This is a genomic window from Bartonella sp. AC329YNZD (assembly GCF_042196685.1).
GTDB lineage: Bacteria > Pseudomonadota > Alphaproteobacteria > Rhizobiales > Rhizobiaceae > Bartonella.
On record NZ_JBHIQS010000004.1, the window covers coordinates 38,038 to 62,989 of the forward strand.

At 38.3% G+C, this 24,952-nt stretch carries 18 protein-coding genes and 1 other RNA gene; 17 read left to right on the plus strand and 2 right to left on the minus strand.

Annotation, left to right across the window (positions count from 1 at the left end; all coding sequences use genetic code 11):
* The first annotated feature begins 81 nt into the window (after window positions 1-81).
* On the plus strand, window positions 82-1,134 hold the full coding sequence (locus tag ACFIMW_RS03420; protein ID WP_375606951.1) for a DUF475 domain-containing protein: 1,053 nt from the start codon (window positions 82-84) through the stop codon (window positions 1,132-1,134).
* A 470-nt stretch (window positions 1,135-1,604) separates the two neighbouring features.
* Here the strand turns inward: ACFIMW_RS03420 and pncA are convergent, their stop codons facing one another.
* Together pncA and ACFIMW_RS03430 are read right to left on the minus strand one after the other, a co-directional pair.
* Window positions 1,605-2,213, minus strand: coding sequence for a bifunctional nicotinamidase/pyrazinamidase (pncA, locus tag ACFIMW_RS03425; protein ID WP_375606953.1), 609 nt, complete (start codon window positions 2,211-2,213; stop codon window positions 1,605-1,607).
* A gap of 47 nt (window positions 2,214-2,260) precedes the next feature.
* Window positions 2,261-2,797: a hypothetical protein gene (locus tag ACFIMW_RS03430; RefSeq protein WP_375606954.1), complete on the minus strand. Its 537-nt coding sequence runs from the start codon at window positions 2,795-2,797 to the stop codon at window positions 2,261-2,263.
* A 160-nt stretch (window positions 2,798-2,957) separates the two neighbouring features.
* Here ACFIMW_RS03430 and ettA point away from each other — a divergent pair, with 160 nt between their 5' ends.
* From ettA to murB, 16 genes are all read left to right on the plus strand, one after another.
* Complete coding sequence (gene ettA / locus ACFIMW_RS03435; protein ID WP_375608226.1) at window positions 2,958-4,607, plus strand: energy-dependent translational throttle protein EttA; 1,650 nt, start codon at window positions 2,958-2,960, stop codon at window positions 4,605-4,607.
* Between the two features lie 672 nt (window positions 4,608-5,279).
* Window positions 5,280-6,218: an ArsR/SmtB family transcription factor gene (locus ACFIMW_RS03440; protein ID WP_375608227.1), complete on the plus strand. Its 939-nt coding sequence runs from the start codon at window positions 5,280-5,282 to the stop codon at window positions 6,216-6,218.
* A gap of 2,676 nt (window positions 6,219-8,894) precedes the next feature.
* Window positions 8,895-9,269: a hypothetical protein gene (locus tag ACFIMW_RS03445; RefSeq protein WP_375608274.1), complete on the plus strand. Its 375-nt coding sequence runs from the start codon at window positions 8,895-8,897 to the stop codon at window positions 9,267-9,269.
* A gap of 1,006 nt (window positions 9,270-10,275) precedes the next feature.
* Window positions 10,276-10,785, plus strand: coding sequence for a lytic transglycosylase domain-containing protein (locus ACFIMW_RS03450; RefSeq protein WP_375606959.1), 510 nt, complete (start codon window positions 10,276-10,278; stop codon window positions 10,783-10,785).
* A gap of 83 nt (window positions 10,786-10,868) precedes the next feature.
* Window positions 10,869-11,259, plus strand: an RNA gene (rnpB, locus tag ACFIMW_RS03455) — RNase P RNA component class A.
* Window positions 11,260-11,519: 260 nt separating this feature from the next.
* On the plus strand, window positions 11,520-12,518 hold the full coding sequence (gene rsmH, locus ACFIMW_RS03460) for a 16S rRNA (cytosine(1402)-N(4))-methyltransferase RsmH (protein WP_375608228.1): 999 nt from the start codon (window positions 11,520-11,522) through the stop codon (window positions 12,516-12,518).
* A complete protein-coding gene (locus ACFIMW_RS03465; RefSeq protein WP_375606961.1) occupies window positions 12,515-12,919 on the plus strand; it encodes a hypothetical protein in 405 nt (134 codons plus the stop codon). The genes rsmH and ACFIMW_RS03465 overlap by 4 nt, the downstream gene beginning before the upstream one ends.
* Window positions 12,919-14,661, plus strand: a complete 1,743-nt coding sequence (locus ACFIMW_RS03470) for a peptidoglycan D,D-transpeptidase FtsI family protein (protein ID WP_375608229.1) — start codon at window positions 12,919-12,921, stop codon at window positions 14,659-14,661. The genes ACFIMW_RS03465 and ACFIMW_RS03470 overlap by 1 nt, the downstream gene beginning before the upstream one ends.
* A gap of 23 nt (window positions 14,662-14,684) precedes the next feature.
* On the plus strand, window positions 14,685-16,136 hold the full coding sequence (locus tag ACFIMW_RS03475; protein WP_375608230.1) for a UDP-N-acetylmuramoyl-L-alanyl-D-glutamate--2,6-diaminopimelate ligase: 1,452 nt from the start codon (window positions 14,685-14,687) through the stop codon (window positions 16,134-16,136).
* Window positions 16,133-17,554, plus strand: coding sequence for a UDP-N-acetylmuramoyl-tripeptide--D-alanyl-D-alanine ligase (gene murF, locus ACFIMW_RS03480; protein WP_375608231.1), 1,422 nt, complete (start codon window positions 16,133-16,135; stop codon window positions 17,552-17,554). Before ACFIMW_RS03475 ends, murF begins: the two co-directional genes overlap by 4 nt.
* 21 nt (window positions 17,555-17,575) lie before the next feature.
* Window positions 17,576-18,646 (plus strand): phospho-N-acetylmuramoyl-pentapeptide-transferase, encoded by a 1,071-nt coding sequence (gene mraY, locus ACFIMW_RS03485; protein ID WP_375606965.1) that lies wholly within the window; start codon window positions 17,576-17,578, stop codon window positions 18,644-18,646.
* Between the two features lie 4 nt (window positions 18,647-18,650).
* Complete coding sequence (murD, locus tag ACFIMW_RS03490) at window positions 18,651-20,045, plus strand: UDP-N-acetylmuramoyl-L-alanine--D-glutamate ligase (protein ID WP_375608232.1); 1,395 nt, start codon at window positions 18,651-18,653, stop codon at window positions 20,043-20,045.
* A 141-nt stretch (window positions 20,046-20,186) separates the two neighbouring features.
* Window positions 20,187-21,341 (plus strand): FtsW/RodA/SpoVE family cell cycle protein, encoded by a 1,155-nt coding sequence (locus ACFIMW_RS03495; RefSeq protein WP_375606967.1) that lies wholly within the window; start codon window positions 20,187-20,189, stop codon window positions 21,339-21,341.
* Window positions 21,334-22,470 (plus strand): UDP-N-acetylglucosamine--N-acetylmuramyl-(pentapeptide) pyrophosphoryl-undecaprenol N-acetylglucosamine transferase, encoded by a 1,137-nt coding sequence (locus tag ACFIMW_RS03500; RefSeq protein ID WP_375608233.1) that lies wholly within the window; start codon window positions 21,334-21,336, stop codon window positions 22,468-22,470. The genes ACFIMW_RS03495 and ACFIMW_RS03500 overlap by 8 nt, the downstream gene beginning before the upstream one ends.
* Entirely contained in the window at window positions 22,454-23,881 is a 1,428-nt protein-coding gene (gene murC, locus ACFIMW_RS03505) for a UDP-N-acetylmuramate--L-alanine ligase (RefSeq protein ID WP_375606969.1), read from the plus strand. The genes ACFIMW_RS03500 and murC overlap by 17 nt, the downstream gene beginning before the upstream one ends.
* Window positions 23,859-24,836 carry a UDP-N-acetylmuramate dehydrogenase gene (murB, locus tag ACFIMW_RS03510; protein ID WP_375606970.1) on the plus strand — a complete coding sequence of 326 codons (978 nt, stop codon included), beginning with the start codon at window positions 23,859-23,861 and terminating at the stop codon, window positions 24,834-24,836. The genes murC and murB overlap by 23 nt, the downstream gene beginning before the upstream one ends.
* Window positions 24,837-24,952 lie beyond the last annotated feature (116 nt).

Below are 24,952 nucleotides of genomic sequence, written 5' to 3' on the forward strand. Positions count from 1 at the left end.
GCAATTTTAAAGAGATGCAAGCTTTGGATTTATACTGTGTGTGCTGTAGTTGAATTAGAAAATAAACTTTGAGGAATGATCATGGCCCTATTACGCTATTTTGGGTGTGCTTTTTTTTTCACGATTATTGGTATTTTTTTAGGAGGGGCTATTGGTTGGTTCGAAACGGGAAGCATTACTGGTTTTCTTAAATATTTTTTTATTTGCTGTGTTTTAGGGATTTTGGAAATTTCTTTATCTTTTGATAATTCTATTATCAATGCGCGTATTCTTGGTAGAATGGATCCGTTATGGCGTCGCCGTTTTCTTATATGGGGCATTTTGATAGCTGTATTTGGGATGCGGATTGTTTTTCCGTTATTGGTGGTTGTCGTTGCTGTTGGGATTAATCCCATTGCGGCAGTCAAATTAGCGATATGGGAACCACATCGATATGCCGAAGTTTTAATCGATGCACATATGGGGATTGCCGCTTTTGGAGGAACTTTCCTTATGATGGTTGGCTTAAAATATTTTTTTGATTCTAAAAAAGAAGTGCATTGGCTTAATGTTATAGAGAGACCTGCTCAAAAGTTTGGGGCGCTTGTTGGAATTGATATTGCAATTGTTTTGATTTTGATCTTATTTGTTTCAGGTCAGATTGACGCAGAAAATAAAATAACTTTTTTATTGGCAGCACTTTATGGACTTTTGACCTTTATCGGTGTTGAAGTTGTCGGTCATCTCTTGGATACTCCTCAAAAGACTTTAACAACAGTAGCTCACGGGGGAGTAGGGGCGTTTCTTTATTTAGAAGTTCTTGATGCTAGTTTTTCTTTCGATGGCGTGGTTGGTGCTTTTGCCTTTTCACACAACCTTTTTATTATTGCGATAGGTCTTGGTATCGGAGCATTTTACGTTCGTTCTATGACAATTATGTTGGTTGAATCAGGCACATTATTGCATTATCGTTATTTAGAGCATGGTGCTTTTTATGCAATTCTAGTTCTTGCAGTGATTATGTATCTGCAAACGATTATATCGGTTCCTGAAGTTTTAACAGGACTTGTGGGAGTCTGTATTATTGGAATAGCATTGTATTCTTCGATTCGTTTTAAGCGTTGTCAATTGGATAAACAGGGCGTGTCTAAGTAATGAAAAATTCGTGTTTTCTCACGCTTTTGTTTATCGCATGTCTTTGAATAGAGAGAGGCTTTTTATGCAAAAAATGCCATGTTATTGCTTATTGATGTTTTTGTTTTAAAGTTGACACTATTGCGCGATTTCCCTCCATGAGGTAAATAATGTATAATCTTTTGGATAACTTTTGACGTATAGAGGCTTTTTGACTTCAATATAAGGTGCAAGTTTACGCTATACTTTTTACCAGCTTTTAGTATCATAACTGCTTTTGCATTTAATGATTCATAAGAAGCATTTTGGCTGTTTTTTTTGCAAGATTTTTATTCATACATCAATCCTATTTATGATGTTTTAAGAGAATGGTATTGAAATAGGGGTGAAATGAGAGAATTTTACGATATTTGGGTTCCTTTCTTAAATAGGTAAAAAAATTTATTCATTATAAATCAGAATGTTATAATGGTAGATGAGAAAAGAATATTTTAGGAGAGCATTAACAGTTCTATACCTGCTTCGTTCATAGTTTTAAGCATAGTGTTTAGTGATCCGTTTACATCAATACCAGCACAAGCATTTAATGAAACACTGACTTTAAAACCGTATTGTATGGCGTGAAGAGCAGAGAATCCGACACAAAAATCAGTTGCTAAGCCGCACATAATGAGCTTGGTAAAACCATGTTCTTTGAGATAAACATGTAAACCTGTTGGTGTTTTTTGATCATTTTCAAGAAAGGCAGAATAACTATCCATTTTTGGATTATAGCCTTTTCTAAGGATAAGTTGTGCCTTTTCCACTCTAAGAGATGTATGAAACTCTGCTCCTTGTGTTCCTTGTATACAATGATCAGGCCAAAGTATTTGAGGACCATAGTCAAGAGTGACTGTATCATAGGTTTTTTTTTCAGGATAGCAGGAAGCAAAGCTGCAATGGTTTTTGGGATGCCAGTCTTGGGTTAAGATAACGTGATCAAAATGATTTATGAGATTATTGATGGCGGGTAAAATAGTATCACCTTGTGGTACTGCAAGTGCTCCACCAAGTAAGAAGTCATTTTGAACATCAATGACGATTAAGGCTTTTTTTTCCATAAATATATTCCTCATAGGAGACGCGCTTTTATCGTATTTTTAAAAAGCTATATTTCGCCTTGAAGTTTTGAAATGAGTTGCTGAATATTGATACTATTTTTACAGTTATCAAGCCAAAAGAGGGGAATGGATAAGTTTTTACAATTTGTTTTATAGTTTTTTACGAATTGTAACCACGTACCAATGGGGAGTGCACTGTAGTCATTTGTTGCTACATGTTGATGCAATGCCTTCATGATCATTGGGCTTGGGACGTCAGATCCCATAAGGCGGCAGTCATTTTGTAAACGTAATTTAAGCCACATCAAGGAAAGGGGGGAAGTCCATTGTTTTCCGTAACAAAAAATCGATGAAAAAAGGGAAGGATTTTTTACGGCGTAATATAAAGCCCATAAGGCAAAAAAAGAAGGCGCGTAGAGAATTGCTTTTCTTTCTGGTATCCTATCACATTGATAAGTTGGTTTAATACGATAAAAATACAAGGTTATATCTGGTATGGAAAAGATGGGCAATGTTTGATAACATGTTTCAGGGACAGCTAAAAAGATTTGCTTTTTGCTTTTTGAGGCGATGTTTTTTTGCATTCAGAACCATACTGGGGCTTGTGAGATTAGAAAAAATGTACCAATATAAAGCGAAAAGCTTTTGATACGGTGTAAGCACTATTTACTGTACAGTTTCAAAAAGCGAAAGCAATTTTTTCAAACCCTAATCTTTAATATCGCGCAATATAAAGAGAAATTTATGGCACGTCAATTTATCTATCATATGGCTGGGCTCAACAAGTCTTACGGCAATAAAAAAATCTTAGAAAATATTCATTTGTCTTTCTATCCAGATGCGAAGATCGGTATTTTAGGGCCAAATGGTGCTGGTAAATCAACGATTTTACGTATTATGGCTGGGCTAGATAAGGAATATACAGGAGAAGCATGGCTTTGTGAAGGAGCGCGCTGTGGCTATCTACCACAAGAGCCTTTGCTTGATGCAAGCAAAGATGTGCGCGGCAATGTGATGGAAGGTGTTGCAGATAAACAGGCAATTCTTGAGCGTTATAACGAATTGATGATGAATTATAGCGAAGAAACGGCTGATGAAAGTGCACAGCTTCAGGATATTATTGATAGTCAGAATCTTTGGGATTTAGAAAGTCAAGTGGAAATGGCTATGGCTGCTCTTGGATGTCCGCCAGCCAATGGGGATGTCACAAAACTTTCTGGTGGTGAGAAGCGGCGTGTTGCGCTTTGTAAATTACTTTTGTCAAAACCTGATTTATTACTTTTGGATGAACCGACAAACCATTTAGATGCTGAAACGACGGCTTGGCTTGAGAGGCATCTACGTGAATATCCTGGGGCTGTACTTTTGATAACCCATGATCGTTATTTTCTCGACAATGTAACGGGTTGGATTTTAGAATTAGATCGCAGTAGAGGTATTCCTTATGAGGGGAACTATTCTGCTTATTTGGGGGCTAAAGCCAAGCGTTTGGTTCAGGAAGGCCGTGAAGAGGCAGCGCGTCAACGTGCTTTATCACGTGAGCAAGAATGGATCGCTTCTAGTCCAAAAGGGCGACAAGCAAAGTCAAAAGCTCGGATTAAGGCTTATGATGAGTTGGTTCAAGCAGCACGTGAGCGCCGTCCTGGAGAGGCGCAAATCATTATTCCTATTGGAGAAAGGTTAGGACAAGTTGTTATTGAGGTTGATAATCTCTCTAAAGCTTATGGTGAACGTGTATTGATTGATTCTCTTTCTTTTAAACTTCCTGCTGGTGGCATTGTTGGCGTTATTGGTGCCAATGGTATGGGAAAGTCGACCTTGTTTAAAATGTTAACGGGACAGGAAAATCCCGATTCAGGTCAGATACGTATCGGTGAAACAGTTCACATGAGTTATGTGGATCAGAGTCGCGATTCCTTGGTGGGGGATAAAACTGTTTGGGAGGAAATTTCTGGTGGAAATGACATTATTAAATTAGGCAAATATGAGATGAATAGCCGCGCTTATTGCGGGGCTTTTAATTTCAAGGGGGCAGATCAGCAGCAGAAGGTGGCAAATTTATCAGGAGGGCAGCGCAATCGCGTACATTTGGCGAAACTTCTAAAAGAGGGGGGGAATGTGCTTCTTCTTGATGAACCGACAAATGATCTTGACACTGAAACATTGGGTGCATTGGAAGATGCATTGGAAAATTTCGCTGGTTGTGCAGTTATCATATCGCATGATCGTATGTTTCTTGATCGATTGGCAACACATATTTTAGCCTTTGAAGGTGATGGTCATGTAGAATGGTTTGAAGGTAATTTTGCTGAATATGAGGCTGATAAAGTTCGTCGTCTTGGGGCGGAATCTCTTAATCCTAAGCATGCAAATTATAAACCTCTTACACGCTAGAATTTTTATCTTATCGCAACTTTGTTGGAATAATAGTGTATTTTATTGTGTTTGTTATTTCATAAATAAAGTGTGTGTGTGCTCTGTGGAAGTTTTTATTCATTGAAAAAAGTAAGAGACATTTTATGAAATTATGACCTAAATAGGGTTATTCTACTCATGATATATAACCGGTTATTGCTTGTAAAATTGCAATGAAAAGGAGGAGATGAAGAGTATAGTATTACTTCTACAAATGCTCTGGTCATTGAGCATTATCGTCTTTACTTAATAAAGATGCAAGCTGACACTATCATATTATTTATTTTTTCTCAATGGTATGCAGTTCTTGTTTTGAGGTGGGCATAAAAGGTATTTTTATCTATATGTTCCCTCCGTTTATGTGCTGTAAGAGAATGATTTGGATTGATTTATCATAAATAGATTTGAAATGAGAAAAATTTATGGTATTCTGATTTTTTATTCAAGTTAAAATGAATGAATTATTATTATAAATCAATGTATTATCATTATAACGAGAAACAGATGGATAAGATCTGTTCGTTTTTTACATGAGCCTATTTTTTTCATAGTATGATAAAATAGAGAGCACAAAATAGATGAGAATATGCGTTGTATGCTTGACTTTTTTTCCTATAAACAAATGTTTATAGGAATGTTTAGGGGATAATTATGAAAAAAAGTACAAGTTTAGATGCAATAATTGAGCTGCTGAAAGCGGTTGCAGAAGTAAGCCATTTACGTGTTCTTACGCTCTTGCGTCATGAAGATTTAACAATCCCTGATTTTATTTTTATTCTTGATCAGTCGCAAGCATGTATATCACGATATTTACGTTTATTGTACGAAGCACGATTGATTGAGCGTTATCAGAAGGGGGATAGCCTTTATTTTAAGCTTTGTCATGATTTTGGGGGTAAAGACATTGTGATGGGTATTCTTTCGTCTTTACCAAAGAATGATGTGTTGTTAGCGCATGATTTAGAACGTTTGAAGGACATTAAAAAGCAGCGTCAAAAAAGGAGGAAGAAGCATTTCTTACAAAATGCGTTGCAACGGGATGTATTACGGTCATCCTATATGGCAGATCATGGTGTAGAAAACTCTTTACTTGAAATCATTGGCGATAAACCATTTCAGATGATGCTGAATATTGGAAGAGGTGGAGACTCTATCTTAAAATTGTTTTCTAATCTTTATACGCATGCGGTTGAAGTTGTGCTTGATAGCGATGTTTTTCACTTGTCTGTTGGAGATACAACTTTTGATTTAGTTATTCTTCATTGGGTTTTACATTTTTTTGAAAATCCTGAAATGTTTCTTCATGAGATATCAAGTGTTTTGCGTCCCTATGGGCGTTTATTGATTGTGGATTTGGGTTATCATAAAGCTGATTCTTCACATTTTGATCAAGCACATATGCGTCTTGGATTTTCGACTTTACAAATAGAAAAGTGGCTAAAAAATGCCGGACTTATGCTAGAGCAAACAGTTTGTCTTACTCCTATACAAAATGAAAATAGTAAGGAGGGCATGGTTACACTTTGGCTTGCTCGTGATCCGCGTTTATTAGTTGACGATATCAAAGATAAACAAGTAGATTTTGCATAAATCGCGTTTGTTAACGCACTTTATTCTCTGATTTTTCTCAAGGAATAGCGTAGAGATAAAACTTTATTCAATCATTGATAAGCTATTGTTTTTTACATTTGTATTATGTTTTTATATGGGAGTATTGGTGTTTTATAAGGGTGTGTAGGTTGTATAATGAAAGCACTTACTATAGAGTTAAGCTTATGAGGATCATTATTTAAGGTGTCCTGATATCATCTTCGTTTTATTAGTCAATATATTGATTTTAAACGATAATATATTCTTTTAAAACTTCAATAAAAAGCTCAAATACAAGAATATTTTTTCATTTAAAATCTTTTGTTTTTAGAATCTAAAAGCGTTTATTTGTATGTTACAAGAGCAGGTTTTTGTATTAATAATACCGTTTGGAAAAGGAATGACATCTCTTATGCACATTTCTCAATGTAAGATTAACTATATTATAATGGAGTGATAATTCGTGTCTTCATAAAGTCAAAGATGATGATGATCAATAGGGCTTAAGTTGTATCTTTAATGGCACAAAGAGAGTGGGTGAAACAGGGTAAAATGTCTCTTTAAAGCAGGTTCTTAGACGAGAAGTACCTTAGAGTTTTTTTGTGAGGGGTGCAAAAAGATGCTAAAAAGAACGAAAATAGCATAAGACAATGCACAATTTTCATTATTTGAAATACAGCATTATGAGTATTTTTGAAAGTCGTAAAACAAAATGAAAGGAAGGGTAAAGATGGCAACAGGTTTTGTCTTTAGGTTTTTATATTTTTTCCCAAATGAATGATGGTTTTCCTTGTTTAACAATTCCTCAAACAGATATAAATATTTTTTACTCTCATTGGGTATATAAAATCTGGAACGGTTCGCAGGGAGCGTTCGTCTTAATTTTTATTTCAAATGTGGCTGATGTGCTAAGCGTTGATATTGATGATAAGTAACAGAAAAAATTCAGCAAACACCACTATGAAAACACTTATAGGCCAGCAATGGATTGGAGTGATATTCCGGATTTTATAAAATATTTTGCAAATGATAATCGTCATACACATTTGGCTTGATGAATTCGGACAGGTACTTGTACAGATCCTTTATGTTATATTCATAAAGTCAAATTAAGATAGCTTCTGCAGAGGCTATGTAAAGAAAAGAGTGATATTATGGCATAGTTTCGCGTATCTTTATCATTAGAAGCAATGAGGATTATTAAATAAGTCCATTTTTCTTGCTAAAAGTGGTTTTCTTCTTTCTTTTTATGTTTTCGCGTTCATTTTAGATGCAGCTCATGGAGAATATAGTATAAAATTCATAGAGTACTACCATTTTTAGTTTAAGTAAAAGTTGTAAGCCGGCTTTACCATTTTGTTTTCCAGTTTCTCATGTTGCTGCAGATCTTATTTTCAAATGGCTCATTGGAGGTATCTTCACCTTTTAGTGGTATTCACATGCTTCTTTTGGCTTGTGATATGCAGATGAATGCTTTTTATTGATTCAATATAAGAAGATTTGAAATAAGAGGACTTACGCTATTCAGATCTCTCAAGTAAGTTGTAAAATGATGTGTTATGATTGCAAATCAATGGATTATTTACGTTAAAAAATAGAGTGTAACAATTTTTGAGCATAAAAACTGCTGTGTTTATTCTTTTACGGATTAGTTTAAGTGATAGAAATTAAGAGAAAATGTTTGCACGGATCTTTATTTGTTATATTAAAATGCGTTGGAGTCTGTTGGCTAGTGAAAAATAATTTATCGCTACTTAGAATGATCATAGGGTATGATTCGAAAAAATACCTTTAGCGTTCTTATTTTTTCGTAAAAGCAGCTGTTTAAATTTTTCATTGATGTTGTTGCGTAAGGAGTTTGACAATATTTTAAAGGATCATTTGTAGAATTTTTTATGAAGATAGATAAGATTTGGTTTAGCTAATTTATTGTCTTTATTTAAACAATCCATATCTTCTTTTAAGCAGATATTTTTTGCTGTTATTGTATCAGTTTTAAAAGTCTACGTTTTTTTCTTTTTGTGATGATCGCTGTTGGACAAGTGATTCTGCTTGTATGGACTTTGCTTTTTATAGGGTGAATATATACAAATTGCTTGTTTTTTAATGATGATCATCAGAGTTATGAAAAAAATTATTATAAAAATTACAATAGTCGTAGATTCTGATTGATGTTTTTTTGGAATAAAATTGCTTCAAATTGGGTCAATTTAAATTTTTTTTGCCTAAATATCGTCATTTTTAAATAATTTATAATTCTTTTATGCTTTTTTGCGTAGAAGATGATAAGAATTTCTTGTTGTTTAAAGCATTTTATTCCATAGCAAGGATATTACATCGGCTATCTTAGTGGTTGATGTGAGAGGACAATCGGGGAACCTCCTCCCCCCCCCCCCGCGTGGATCCCCTAGATTGTCTGGCCTGGCTGAGGATTTCCTCAGTCAGGTTTTTTTGTAGTTTTTGTTAGAGTTTGGTAAGATGTTATCAGGGGGTAAAAGGCGTAAGATATGCTATTGTTTCATCTATAGTGTCTCAGTATATAGGGCGGGTAGCGGTTGTTTCTTGGTTAGTGTTATTGCGTTTATTTTCAATGGTTAGAATTTTTTTTATTGAGTCATCATTGAATGCTATGGAAGGAGCCTATATTTGCAGTCTGTAATCTTTAAGTAAGAGATGATGGGATTTTTCTCCGGTCGTATTGCTTTTATTTTGTTTATATTTCTTATTTTTGGTTTTAGCATTTTTGCTTCTCGCAGTGTTGCTGTTTATCAGTTTTTTTCTGGCTACACTTCTTCTTCTCAGCAAGTTGAGGTAACGGAGGAGGTGTTGCTAGAGAGATGGGTAATGGCTTTTCCGGATATTATCGTGCACCTTTCTAAAATGAGTCCTCGGCAGCAAGAGCTGTTTATTGAGCAAGTGCGTCGCGAGGCGGTTTCATTTGCTTGTGAAAATGGTCAGAGACGTGAAGAGGCTCACAAATTTGGTGAAACTGTTGCTATGGCTCTCTCAAAAGCGATTTCTCGTCCTTCTATTGCTAATGCTTATTTTTAGCTATTTTTAAAATTGTGCTTTTGGATTTGATTTTAAGGGGGAGAGAGCTTTTCGTGAGGTTTTGAAAAGTGTGTAGGAAGATAATAAATTTGTAAGATAATCAGCAAAATTTATCTTCCTACAAAGGTAAGAAATCAGAGTATAAGATAATGTTGCAATTATTACAGGAGCGATAGCAAGTCCATCAAGGGCATTGGTTAGGCTGACTGCATTATTCATTGTTACAATGACAAAAGCAATAAAAAACAGCTTAAATCAATACGGTATTTTGCATAAAGGGTGAGGATAAGCTGAGGGCACTCATTTGTAGAAAAGCAAAGGAAGAGATTGCTATAATAAAACACGTTAACCGCATTTTAGATACCAGTTATTTTTTTATTTGATATGAGCAGATAGAAAATTCTCAAAGAGTTTGCGCAATATTTTGAATTGGTAAATAGCGTATGATGGTTTTTGTATATCTATGGACTCCTTATGCACAGTGATGGAGGTAGGGGGGTGATTTTAGTCAATGGTTTATTGGGGCCATAAAGAATGCTGCGCGTGTTTATTGGTTAGAAAGAAGCATCAATAACGGGTTTTATTTTTGTGAAACTTTTGCGATATCGAGGATCTTTGGTAAAGATGATCTCGTCTCTATTGCTTTGTGGGATTGATATCAATAAAAAATTTAATCATCGTATATAAAAAAATATCATATCTTTTTAAAGTGCTATTTTGTAATATAAAAATTGATTGATACAATAGATATAGCAGAACTTGATAGAATATATCATTTTAGTTAATATGATATAAGTTTAATTATAGGCTTTTAATTTTTTTATTTGATGATATAGAGAAGTATATAATTTTTGTATAAAGAGTTTTTCTTTTTATACAGAACTTTATCTTGAAATTGTCTTAATATTTCCCTTTTCAAGCCGTTCTTTTGCTTTCTTTTTTTGTACAATGCATTCGAAAATTATTTGCGGTTAGAATTTGAGAATTTTTGAGTGAGAGAAAGAAAATGCAATTTTTGAAAATTTTGTTAAATACAGCGTGTGCTGTATTTTTTGTATTTGATATAAGTTGGGCTCATAGTGTTTTAAATGTTGCAGAAGCAAAAGAAGGCTTAGGGAGTGTTGCTTCTCAGATTTCTAATCGTCCTTATGAGTTTCTTATTCAGAAATTTGCAAATAAGTATAATATTCCGGTTAATTTAGCACATGCTGTTGTAAAAGTTGAAAGTAATTATAAGGCAGGTATAAAGGGGGCTGCTGGCGAAATAGGTTTGATGCAAATTAAACCCTCTACGGCACGAGGGTTGGGCTTTAGTGGTTCTGTACAGGATTTGTACGATCCTGCGACCAATCTTGAATATGGTATGCGTTATTTGGCACGGGCCTATAAACTCAGTGGTGGAAGTACGTGTGGTACAATCCTTAAATATAACGCAGGTCATGCTGCAAAAAAAATGAATTCCATTTCAGCGAAATATTGCGCAAAAGTAAAGACTTATCTGGCTTCATTAAAATAAAAACATCTGTTGAGAGAGGTTTGTCATAAAATATTTTAAGATGCTATTTTCACGGAGCAAAAAATGTTTTATAAATCAGTATGTCAGTCGGCTGGGCAGCCGCGCTTGTCCAATGCTGAAAGGCGGCAGGTGAGGAAAGTCCGGGCTCCATGGAAAGACGGTGCCGGGTAACACCCGGCGGGGGTGACCCTAGGGAAAGTGCCACAGAAAGTAAACCGCCTATTTTTATAGGTAAGGGTGAAAGGGTGGAGTAAGAGCCCACCGCGCATTCAGTAATGAATGTGGCAAGGTAAACCCCACCGGGAGCAAGACCAAATAGAAATGACGTGCAAAATTTAATTTGCAGCCGATTTCCGGGCGAGTCATTCGGGTAGGTTGCACGAGGCGGATGGTAACATCCGTCCCAGATGAATGGTTGCCATGTAAAGTGTAAGCTTTACTCTACAGAACCCGGCTTATAGGCCGACTGATATTTCATGATGATACGCGATATTTTATAAGATCAATTATATATGGTCTTTTATGGAGTCTATGTGTTTGAAATGGACACTTGAGCAAAGAGTGTTTTAAAAAATTATAACATTTCTTTAAGTATAATGCGTTAGGATCTGTTTTAGGATAACTTTAGTTTTTTCGTTCATTGTGATTAATGTGATGAAGGCCAGGTTATTCTAAGATCAGTTGCCATGAGAGAGCTGTTGATTTAAGACAGCATAACTTCAAGACGGATTATTTTGATAAAGCAGGATCAAAGAGCTGAACGCCATATTCCAGTGTTGTTACAGCCAGTTTTGGCTGGGCTTATGCCATTGGTTGGAGCAAAAGTGATTGATGGCACCTTTGGTGCTGGTGGTTACACGCGCGCTTTGTTAAAGGCAGGGGCACAGGTGATTGCTCTTGATCGTGATCCTCATGCTATCAGTGCAGGACAATCGCTTGTTGAAGAATTTTTTCCACGCCTTCGTTTGGTCCATATGGCGTTTTCACAGCTTGATCGTGTCGTTGAAGAGAAGGTGGATGCAGTTATTTTGGATATTGGTGTCTCTTCAATGCAGCTTGATGAAGCAGAAAGAGGTTTTTCTTTTCAAAAAGATGGGCCATTGGACATGCGAATGGCTCAGACTGGTTTTACAGCTAGCGATGTTGTCAATCATTTAAAAGCAAGAGATTTGGCACGTATTTTTAAGGTATTAGGAGAAGAGCGTTATGCGGGACGAATTGCACGGATGATTGAAACGCGTCGTGTTATTCAGCCTTTTTTGCGTACGGGTGATTTGGCGTATGCTATCGAAACGTTGATAGGACGTAAACCGGGAGATCGTATTCATCCTGCAACACGTGTATTTCAGGCTCTTCGTATCTATGTTAATGATGAAATTGGTGAATTGGCGCGTGGTTTATTTGCTGCTGAACGCGTTTTAAAAGCTGGAGGCCGTTTGGGGGTTGTCAGTTTTCATTCTCTTGAAGATCGTATGGTCAAAAGATTTTTTTCGACTCGTTCTGGAGAACGTATGAGATCACGCTATCTGCCAGAAATAAAGGCTGCTCCAGCAACATTTTTTCCTTTGTTTAGAGGTGGGATCACGGCAACTAAAGAGGAGTTACAGAAAAATCCTCGTTCACGTTCTGCGCGGTTGCGTATTGGTGTACGGACTGAAGCAGAGGCTCTTACAGAAGATATGAAATTATTTAGTTTAGCAGAGATTGCCAGTTTTGAAGGCGGCAAGAAATGACAGTTTTTCGTACATTTGATATGATTTTAGTGATGATTATGATTTGTATGGCAGGTCTTACTTATAAGGTAAAATATGATGTTCAAAAACGAATGAATGAAGTTCTTCATCTTGAGCATGAAATTGCTGCAGCAAAAAATACGGTGAGTTTGCTTCATGCTGAGTGGGCTGTGATGATCAAGCCTTCGCGCATGCAAAAACTTGCGAAACGTTATCAAAAAGAACTTGGATTAGAAGTTATACAGCCGCGTCAAATCGTAGAATTTAAAGACATTCCGGTACGGGTACATGATCCAATTGAAGAATTGATTAAACAAAATATCTTGGAAGATAATCAAGATATTTTGGCAAATCGTCGGGATTCTCAGATGAATGGTGTTGTCCAAAAAGGCGTGCAGTGATGAAGTCGACTTTTTTATTCTTACAGAAGAAAAAGCACTTTAAGAATTCGTTGAATAATCATAATGTTTCTGTTCGTCGTCCCTATTCTAGTCGTCCACGTTTGCTTTTTTCGTTGTTCTGCTTTTTAGTTTTATATGGCATCATGGGGGCTTGCCTTATTTCTTATGGGTTGGAAGGTGGACAGATTGAAGAAGCAAAGGGGCCAGGAGTTCTTCAACTGACGGCGCGGCCTGATATTGTTGATCGTAATGGTCGTTTATTGGCAACAGATATTAAAACTTATTCACTTTTTGCTGAGCCACGACGTATTATTGATGTGGATGAAACCATTGAATTGCTCTCAACAGTTTTGCCTGATCTTAATTGGCAGGAAACCTATAAGCGCTTAAAAAGAAAAACTGGTTTTTCTTGGATACAGCGTGGGTTAACACCAATGCAGAAGACACAAATTATGGCCCTTGGTATTCCAGGAATTGGTTTTCGGACTGAAATTCGTCGTTTTTATCCCGATGGACCTGTAACTTCCCATATTCTCGGCATGGTGAATGTTGATAATCAAGGTATTGCAGGTATGGAAAAATATATTGATGATGCGGGTTTGAGTGCTCTGCGTGCTGCTGGTCTTGCCATGGAAGAATCATTAAAACAAGTTCAGCTTTCGATCGATGTGCGACTTCAGGCAATTGTCCATGATGAACTTATTCAGGCTATGAAGCGTTATAAGGCAATTGCTGCAGGAGCTGTTATTTTAAATATACATACGGGGGAAGTTTTGGCGTTGGCATCTCTACCAGATTTTGATCCTGGAAATCCTATTGAAGCTTTAAAAAGTGATCGTCTCAATCGGATGACGGCCGGAACATTTGAAATGGGATCGATTATTAAAAGTTTTACGACTGCCATGGCACTTGATTCCAATATTTTTCATTTAAACAGTATTATTGATGCTTCAAAGCCCATAAAAGCAAGTAGTGGATATATTATTCATGATTTTCACGGAAAAAATCGTCCCTTAACGTTATGGGAGGTTTTTGTTTATTCTTCCAATATTGGTTCTGCTAAAGAAGCATTAGCGATAGGGATTGATAAACATCGTGATTTTTTGCAAAAACTTGGGCTACTGGATCGACTCGTAACAGAGTTGCCTGAAGTTGCTCATCCTATTGTGCCACATCATTGGAAGGATATCCAATCTATGACGATTGCTTTTGGGCATGGTATGGCAACAACTCCCTTGCAAACAGCTGTTGGGGCTGCTGCTTTAATGAATGGTGGTTGGTTAATTGCTCCGACATTTTTAAAACGGACAAAAGAACAAACTTTGCACCATGCAAAACGGGTTTTGCATGCTAAAACAAGTCAAAATATGCGTTACCTTTATCAATTAAATAGTGAGATTGGGTCTGGACGTAATGCAAAAGTAGAAGGTTATCGTGTAGGTGGTAAGACAGGAACAGCTGAGAAAGTTGAAAATGGAAAATATTCTAAAACAAAAAATTTCAATAGTTTTCTTGCTGCTTTTCCTATTGATGATCCTGCTTATGTTGTTTTAACAATTATCGATGAACCAAAGCCTGCAGAGGGACAGCGTTCATCAACAGCGGCGATGAATGCTGGACCAATGCTTGCTAATATTGTTCGTCGCACAGCTAGTTTTCTTGGTGTAAAACCCGATTTTAAAAAAGAATATGAGTCTCTTTTAAGTAAAAAGAGCAATTCAAGTTTCGTTAAACAACGGTAAAATAAATATAAAGGTGCGTTATCATGTTGTTGGGAACAGTTTTTACAGAATGTGTTGAAGATGAAAGTCTTTCTTCAATAGCAATAACAGGAATAAGTGTGGATTCTCGGCAAGTTTTGCCGGGCTATGTTTTTGTTGCTGTTCAAGGGAAAAAAAGTGATGGAAGACACTATATAGATGACGCGATAAAGCGTGGCGCACGAGCAATCGTTACAGACTGTCATGCTGTTCTTGAGGATTTATCTGTTCCCATTTTACGTGTTTCTAATGTTCGTCATAGTTTAGCGTTGGCAGCTGCACGTTTTTACGGTTCTCAGCCGGAAACAGTTGTTGCTGTGACTGGTACAAGTGGTAAAACATCTGTTGTCTCTTTTCTTCGGCAAATTTGGACTCATGTTGGATTTTGTGCAGCGAGTATAGGAACGGTTGGTGTTGTTTCTCCTAAACGGAATGTTTATGGTTCTCTCACAACACCTGATCCGGTCGTCTTGCACCGTCTTCTTTGTGAAATTTCTCATGAAGGTGTGACGCATGCCGCTCTTGAAGCTTCTTCGCATGGGCTTGATCAAGGACGACTTGATGGAGTCCGTTTAACGGCTGGTGCCTTTACTAATTTAGGGCGAGATCACATGGATTATCACACGGGGGTAGAGGATTATTTGCGGGCTAAAATGAGGTTGTTTGATACACTTTTGCCTGTATCTGCTCCTGCTTTGATTTTTGCTGATGATGTTTATTCACAAAAGGTTATTGATGTTGTTACACAAGCCCGCCGCCGTGTCTTGACAATTGGACGTAAGGGGCAATTTATCACGATTAATCGTGTCGAACATCAACGCTCCAAACAGTGTATTGAGTGTCGTGTGGAAAACAATATTTATACATTTGATTTGCCTTTAGCTGGAGATTTTCAGGTAGCTAATGCGCTTATGGCAGCGGGGTTAGCCATTGCAACGGGCGTTTCACCTCGTAAGGTTTTTCCTGCGCTTGAAACTTTGCAGGGGGCTCCTGGGCGGTTAGAGTTTGTGGGAAAGACAGAAAATAATGCGCTTGTTTATATTGATTATGCTCATAAACCAGAAGCTTTGGAGCAGGTTTTGCTTTCTGTTCGTCCCTTTACGCAAGGACGCTTGATCGTTGTTTTTGGTTGTGGAGGAGATCGTGATCAAGGAAAAAGACCTTTGATGGGAAAAATTGCGGCAGATAAAGCGGACATTGTTATTGTAACAGATGATAATCCTCGAACAGAAATGCCAGAAAAAATACGTAAAGATATTTTACAGGCGGTGCCAACAGCAATAGAGATAGCAGATCGTGGTGAAGCTATTTCTTACGCGGTGGAGCTTTTGAAAGCTGGTGATACACTCATCATTGCTGGAAAAGGTCATGAGGATGGCCAAATTATAGGGCAGACAACTTATCCTTTTTCAGATCGTCTGAAAGCGATAGAAGCTTTAGAGGACCGAAAGAAATGACAGCTTTATGGGATAAGCAAGCACTTGTTGCTGCAGTTAATGGTGTTGTAATGGGAAGCTTGCCAGAAACTTTTTCTGGGGTTTCCATTGATAGTCGTACTCTTGCGGAAGGGGATGTTTTTTTCTGCATTAAAGGGCACCATCTTGATGGTCATGATTTTGCTGCGCAAGCTTATGAACGAGGTGCAGGCGTTCTTATCGTTGCGGAACACCGTTTGAGGGATATGAAAAAGATATTGGCTCCACTCATTGTCGTTCCTGATGTTTTGCAAGCCTTAGAACAACTTGCACAAGCTGCACGCAAACGTTCAAGAGCTAAGATTATCGCGATAACAGGATCGGTGGGAAAAACGACGACAAAAGAAGCTTTGAAACAAGCACTTGCAACGGCTGGGAATGTTCATGCGAATCTCGCTTCTTTAAACAATTGCTGGGGGGTTCCACTCACTTTAGCGCGGATGCCTATGGAGAGTGATTATGGTATCTTTGAAATTGGCATGAATCATAGAGATGAAATTCGCCCTCTGGTCAAGCTGGTTTGTCCGCATATTGCTCTCATTACGCATATTTGTGCAGGACATATGGGATTTTTCAAAGATCTTGAAGAAATAGCAAAGGCAAAAGCTGAAATTTTTGAAGGATTGGATGAAGAAGGCATTGCCATTTTAAATGCGGATAGTGATTTTTTTTCTTATCTCGTTCAAAAAGCAAAGAAATGCGGTGTAAAGAAGATCTTAAGCTTTGGTGGGACTAAAGATGCTGATTATCAAGCGCGAGATATACGTCTTCTAACCGATAGTTCTTCTATGATTGTGCGTATTGGGGGGCGGGATAAGGAGGTTCAAATTGGGGCTCCGGGACGCCATATTGTGCAAAATAGTTTAGGGGTTATTGCTGCTTGTGATGCTATGGGGGTTGAGTTAGAGCCTGTTTTTCTTTCTTTTCGCCATTTTTCTTCTCAAAAGGGGCGAGGTGTTCGTTATCGACTGTCTTTATCAAATGGGGGTGAATTTTATCTCATTGATGAAAGCTATAATGCAAATCCTGCTTCTATGCGTGCTGCACTTGAGCTTCTTGCTACAGGACCTGTAGGAAAAGGGGGGCGGCGAATTGCTATTTTAGGGGATATGCTAGAGTTAGGGGAGTATAGTGAAAAGCTTCATCGTGATTTAATAAAACCAATACGTCTTTCCGGTGCTAATCCGGTTTTTCTATTTGGTGAGGCGATGAAATCTTTAGTCAGTGATTTGTCTGCTGGTGTTAAGGTTCATTATGCTGAAAATATTGAGAAAATTTTACCGCTTCTTTTAGCAGAAATTTCTCCTGGCGACCTACTTATGATTAAATCATCCAATAGCCTTTGTTCATCAAATATTGTGACTGCATTGCTTGATCGCTATAAAGCAGTTTCTTCATAGTTTTAAGAGGTTTTTTGTTCCATGATGCTGTTTTTTTCTTCGTTTAGTGATTGGCTTCCGGGTGTAAATGTTTTTCGTTATATTACTTTTCGCACGATAGCAGCTATGCTTACTTCGGGGCTTATCGTCTTTTTGTTTGGACCTAGCATCATTGCTTCTCTTAAATTGCGGCAAGGTAAGGGGCAACCGATTCGTGCTAATGGACCTCAAACACATTTTAAAAAGGCTGGAACACCTACAATGGGTGGATTAATGATTTTAATCGGCATTGTGGTATCGGCATTTTTATGGGGTAATTTATCGAATATTTACTTTTGGGTATCGCTATTGGTTATGCTTTCTTTTGGGGTAATTGGGTTTTATGATGATTATCTTAAGGTCACAAAACAAACAGACAAAGGATTTTCTGGGAAAGCACGGTTAAGCTTGGAGTTTTGTGTTGCGGCGATTGCTGCTTTTGCCATTCTGCAAATTGGCTCATCTGGATTAGCTTTGCCTTTTTTGAAAGATTATCTTATCAATTTGGGCTGGTTTTTTATTCCTTTTTCTGCTTTCGTCATTGTCGCGACGGGTAATGCGGTTAATTTGACGGATGGACTCGATGGGCTTGCTATTGTTCCTGTGATGGTTGCAGCCTTATCTTTTGCTCTGATTGCTTATCTTTCTGGTAATATGAATTTTGCTGATTATCTCCAAATCCATTATGTATCGGGAACAGGTGAATTGGCTGTTTTATTGGGAGCTGTTGTTGGGGCAGGGCTTGGATTTTTATGGTTTAATGCACCACCTGCAGCTATTTTTATGGGAGATACTGGATCGTTGGCTCTTGGAGGACTCTTAGGGACTGTTGCGGTTGCTACGAAGCACGAAATTGTTTTGGTTCTTATTGGTGGACTTTTTGTTGTGGAAGCTTTTTCGGTCGTTATTCAGGTTGGTTATTTCAAATTAACAAGAAAACGCGTGTTTCTTATGGCACCGATACATCATCATTTTGAGAAAAAAGGTTGGACTGAAAGCCAAGTGGTGATACGCTTTTGGATTATTTCGATTGTTCTCGCTCTCATAGGTCTTTCAACACTTAAATTGCGGTGAGAATGTGATTTCTGTTACGTGTTATAAAGGTCAAAAAGTTGCTCTGTTTGGATTGGGGCAGTCTGGACTAGCAACGGCACAAGCATTAATGTGTGGTGGTGCAGAAGTGGTGGCGTGGGATGATAGTCCTTCAAGCGTGCAGATGGCTTGTCGGCAAAATATTCCAACAAGAGATCTCCACGATGAGGACTGGTCAGAATTTGTTGCATTGGTTCTCGCTCCTGGAGTTCCTTTAAATTATCCTCAACCGCATTGGGTTGTTGAAAAGGCACGAAAAAAAAATATAGAAATTATTGGTGATATTGAATTGTTTGTTCGTGCACGCCATGATTTTTTACAGCATTATGGTTTTTGTGACCAAGATGTTCCGTTTATTGCGATTACGGGGACGAATGGAAAGTCGACAACAACGGCTTTGCTTACGCATTTATTGGAAAAAATGGGCTATGATGTGCAGATGGGGGGAAATATTGGAAAGGCAATATTGACGCTTAAGCCATTTGTTAAAAAACGTATTTATGTGATTGAATGTTCATCATTTCAAATTGATCTTACTCCCTCTCTTCAGCCAACCATTGGACTTTTATTGAATTTGACATCTGATCATATTGATCGACATGGAAGTTTTGCCTGTTATGTGCAAACCAAAAGGCATCTGATTGCTCAGGCTTCTCAGGCTTTTATTTCAGTTGATGATGCAGCTTGTCAGGTTTTATATCAACAGTTACTTCATGATGGGAAGCAAATTGAGGCAATTTCCAAGAATCATTTTGTTGAAAATGGTTTTTATGCAGATGGAACCAAGCTTTTTTCTGTTCGTCAAGGACAGCGTCATATGCTTGCAGATCTTGCTCCTATGGCGGTGTTACGTGGGAGTCATAATGCGCAAAATGCTCTTATGGCATTGGCAACATTGCAGGCTTTAAAAATAACAGATCCCTCTATAAAAAAGCATTTAGCAAGTTATAAAGGGTTGGATCATCGTATGCAGCAGGTGCGTAAAATGGGGGCGGTTTTGTTTATCAATGATAGCAAGGCGACTAATGCAGATGCAACAGCTCCTGCTCTTTCCACCTTTAATGATATTTTTTGGATTGTTGGGGGACAGGCGAAAAAGGGAGGAATAGAGTCTCTTAGAGAATTTTTTCCTAAAATTCGTAAAGCCTATTTGATTGGGAGTGCGGCGGAAGAATTTGCTCGCATTATTGGATCTGCTTTTCCCTTTTCTATGAGCTTAACTTTGAAAAATGCGGTGCGTGAAGCAGCTGTTGACGCAATAGGTTGTAAGGCAAAAGAGGTGACGGTTCTTTTGTCACCTGCTTGTGCAAGTTATGACCAATTTAAAAATTATGAAGAACGGGGCGAAGCATTTGTCTCTTTTGTGATGCAGTTACAATAAAAAGCATCAGTTATAAAAAAATATTTTTGCGTTAAGACTCCAGAATCTTTTTTTGTGTAATTTAGTTTTTAAAGTGTTTGTTAAACAGGCGGGGAACCATATCACTTTGAAACAATTTATAAAACGGATAAGGCGGATATCATGGTTACGCGTGCAGATAGAGACCCAATTGCTAATTGGTGGTGGACGATTGACCGCTCTGTCTTTGCAGCTTGTTTAATTTTAATGGGGATTGGCATTATGTTGTCTTTTGCTGCCAGCCCCACGATTGCAAAAAAAATCGGAATTGCTGATAGTTTTTATTTTGTTCGGTGGCATATCATTTTCAGCATTTCAGCATTTTTTACGATGGTGACCATTTCTTTTTTTTCAATTCCTAATATTCGTCGTTTATGTGCTCTTTTGCTTATTGTAACGCTTGCTCTTATGGTTGCAACCTTATTTTGGGGTCCAGAATTAAAGGGAGCACGGCGGTGGATTGTGCTCTTTGGTTTTTCTGTACAGGCTTCAGAGTTTATGAAGCCAGCTTTTGTGGTTATGTCCGCTTGGCTTTTTTCGGAACAGATACGCAGGAGGGGAATTCTAGGTTATACGTTAGCGATTGTACTTTATGGCATTTGTTGTGTGCTTCTGGTTTTGCAGCCTGATATTGGACAAACACTTTTAATAAGTGCAACATGGGGTGGTTTGTTTTTTATTGCTGGTGTGCCTCTAGCCGTTATTTTTCTCTTTCTCATTTTAGGTGCTGGAGGAATTGTTTTAGCTTATCTTTTTCTGTATCATGTGCGTGAGCGTATCAATGGTTTTTTGACAGGTGAAGGAGATACCTTTCAAGTAGATGTTGGACGTGAGGCTATTTTGAATGGTGGTTGGTTTGGGCAAGGTCCTGGGGAGGGAACAGTAAAACGTATTATTCCTGATAGCCATACAGATTTTGTATTTTCCGTTGCTGCTGAAGAATATGGTATTATTCTTTGTTTATTAATTATGATGCTTTTTGGTTTTATCGTTATGCGTTCATTGTATATAGCAATGAATACACGTGATTGCTTTATACGTCTTGGTATTACTGGCATAGCAATGATGATTGGCTTTCAATCAGCTATTAATATGGCCGTTAATCTTCACTTAATTCCTCCAAAAGGCATGACATTGCCTTTTATTTCTTATGGTGGTTCTTCGATGGTGGCGATTGCGTTTTCAATGGGCATTTTGCTCAGTTTAACACGTCGTTGGCCAGAAGCACGCCTTTCAGCTTTTTCTTCCTCTTCTGTCTTGGATACGCCTTATGAATGATAAAAAAGTTATTGTTTTGGTGGCTGGTGGTACAGGTGGACATCTTTTTCCTGCTGAGTCCCTTGGTGTTGAATTAAGGGAGCGTGGATATGATGTTCATTTAATAACAGATGAAAGAGCACGCCCTTTTGTTCGGTGCTTTGATGAAGAGCATACACATATCGTTTCATCGGCAACATTTATACGCCGCCATCCTTTTGCTCTGATAAAGACGTTTTGGTCTTTACTAAGGGGAATGGGGCAATCGTTGGCGTTGTTTTATAAATTACGTCCTGTTCTTGTTGGAGGATTTGGGGGATATCCGAGCTTTCCTCCTCTTTTTATTGCGGCTTTAACAAAGCGTGTGACATTTATTCATGAACAAAATGCTGTTATGGGGCGTGCCAATCGGATGTTGGCAATTTTTGTGCGTGCAATCGCTGGTGGTTTGTTGTCGCCAAATGGCGCTTATGCCCATAAAATGCTTTTAACGGGGAATCCTGTCCGTGAGGCTGTGCTGAAGGCGGCCGAAATTCCTTATCATTCTTCAGAGGGGGAAACGCCATTTAATTTTTTGATTTTTGGTGGTAGCCAAGGGGCTTCTGCTTTTTCACATATTGTTCCAGAAGCCATTGCGTTACTCGATGATAAGAACCGTAAACGCTTGCGAATTGTACAGCAAGTTCGCGGTGAAGCAGGAGGGTTGATCAAAATCTATCGTGATATGGGCGTACAAGCAGAGGTTGCTCCTTTCTTTGATGATATGGCTGAACGTATGGCACATGCTCATTTTATTTTGTCGCGCGCTGGGGCTTCATCCGTTTGTGAGATAGCGGTGATTGGTAGACCTGCTTTGCTTGTTCCCTATCCCCATGCTTTAGATCATGATCAGGCTGCCAATGCAGCTCTGCTTGCTCGTGTAGGTGGTGCGCAAATTGTATCAGAAAAAGATTTAAATGCACAAAAGCTTTCTTCTCTTTTAATGCACGCTTGTTGTGCGCCCCATTTATTAGAAAAACAAGCGCTTGCTGCAAAAAAAGTTGGGCAACCTCATGCAACCCGTTGCCTTGCTGATATGGCTGAATCCTTAATTGCAGGGCGATTGTTGTCAGATATAAAAGAGGAGCTTTTTAATGAAAATGCCACTTGATATAGGCGTTATCCATTTTATCGGAATCGGGGGGATCGGTATGAGTGGAATTGCGGAGGTTTTTTATAATCTTGGCTATAAAGTTCAAGGGTCAGATCAAGTTGAAAGTGCAAATGTTGAACGTTTACGGAAAAAAGGAATTAACGTTCATATAGGTCATTGTGCTGAAAACTTAGGGAATGCAGAGGTTGTTGTTTTTTCTACTGCCGTTAAAAAAACAAATCCTGAGTATATTGCTGCAAAGGAAAGACATTTGCCGCTTGTCAGACGTGCAGAAATGCTGGCGGAGCTGATGCGGTTTCGGCGTGCAATTGCAGTGGGTGGTACACATGGTAAAACAACAACCACATCAATGGTCGCAGCCCTTCTTGATGCTGGTCATTTTGATCCAGTGGTGATTAATGGCGGTATTATTAATGCTTATGGTACGAATTCTCGTACAGGAGATGGCGATTGGATGATTGTTGAAGCTGATGAAAGTGATGGTACATTTTTAAAGCTGCCTGCTGATATTGCTGTTATTACTAATATTGACGCTGAGCATTTGGATCATTATGGAAGTTTTGATGCTGTGCGTGAGGCTTTTCGGCAATTCGTAGAAAATGTTCCTTTTTATGGTTTTGCTGTTTTGTGTCTTGATCATCCAGAGGTTCAGTCATTGGCGGGCCGTATTGATGATCGTTGGGTGATCACTTATGGTAAAAATCCACAAGCGGATGTTCGTTTTCTTAATCTTTCGATGGATGGTCAAAAAACGCATTTTGATGTTCTTGTTCGCTCACGCAAAACAGGAAGAAAGATTGAGTTAAAAAATTTGCTTTTGCCCATGGCAGGGCAGCATAATGTTGCCAATGCAACGGCGGCGATTGCTATTGCGCATGAACTTGGCATTTCAAATGAAGCTATAAAAAGGGGCTTAGCAGAATTTGGCGGAGTAAAACGGCGTTTTACGCGAATAGGAAGTTGGCGTGGCATTGAAATATTTGATGATTATGGACATCATCCTGTTGAAATAAAGGCAGTTTTGCGTGCTGCACGTGAGAGTGCAAAAGGGCGTGTTATTGCGATTGCACAACCCCATCGGTATTCGCGTTTGTATCATTTATTTGATGATTTTGCTGCTTGTTTTAATGATGCAGATACAGTGTTGATTACGCCCGTTTATGCGGCTGGTGAAGAACCTATTGTAGGATTTGGTTCTCAAGAATTGGTAGAGCATATTAAAATGGCTGGTCATCGTGATGTGCGCTTAATACATGGTCTGGAAGATGTTGTGTCTCTTGTCTCAACATTTGCTCAGGCAGAGGATTATGTGGTTTTTCTTGGTGCTGGCAATATCACACAATGGGCGTGTGCATTGCCTCATCAGTTGTCGGTATTTGATGGTCATGATAAATTTTCAGCACATTGATGGTGAGGCGTTATTGGCGCAATTGCAACCACTGTTGGGGGGTATAAGAGGCAAGCTTACACCTAACGTTGAGATGCGTAAGGTGACGTGGTTTCGCACTGGTGGGTTGGCAGAACTTTTTTATCAGCCTGTTGATGAGGAAGATTTAGCTCTTTTCCTTCAAAATTTGCCTGAATTTATTCCTGTAACAATTGTAGGAATAGGTTCTAATCTGCTGGTGCGTGATGGGGGTGTTCCTGGTGTTGTGATTCGTCTTTCACCAAAAGGTTTTGGGCAAGTGCAACAAGTTTCTCCAAAACGTTTTTTAGTTGGTGCAGGTACGGCCGATAAACATTTAGCTACCGCTGCTTTAAAGGCAGAAATCGCGGGTTTTCATTTTTATCACGGTATTCCTGGTGGTCTTGGAGGGGCACTCAAAATGAATGCGGGTGCAAATGGTGTTGAAACCGCAGCACGTGTTGTTGAGGTTTATGCGCTGGATCGTAAAGGAAAACGTCATATTTTGAGTTTGAAAGATATGCATTATTCCTATCGCCATTGTGATATTCCTGAAGGGTTTATTTTTACTGCTGCTTTATTAGAAGGACAAACCGGTAATAAAGATGATATTCGTGCTGCTATGGATGAAGTTGCCCTCCATAGGGAAACAGTGCAACCTATTCGTGAAAAGACCGGTGGATCAACTTTTAGAAATCCTGAGAATATATCTGCGTGGCGCGTGATTGATGAGGCAGGGTGTCGTGGTTTACGGATTGGTGGTGCTCAGATGAGCGAAATGCACTGTAATTTTATGATCAATACAGGGCAAGCAACAGGATATGATCTTGAAGCATTGGGAGAAACAGTGCGTGCACGTGTTTTTGCACATTCAGCCCACCTTTTACAATGGGAAATAGAGCGTATTGGTCAATTTGAGCGTGGTCGAAGTGTTCCTCCTTTTGATCCATTTCATTGATTTATTGTTCACTAAAAAAGTGAAAATAAAAAATTGAGTCATTTCAAAGAGATAATAAAAAATTTCTATTAAGAATCAATAAATTAACAAAGAATCTCTTGCATCAAGCTTTTGAG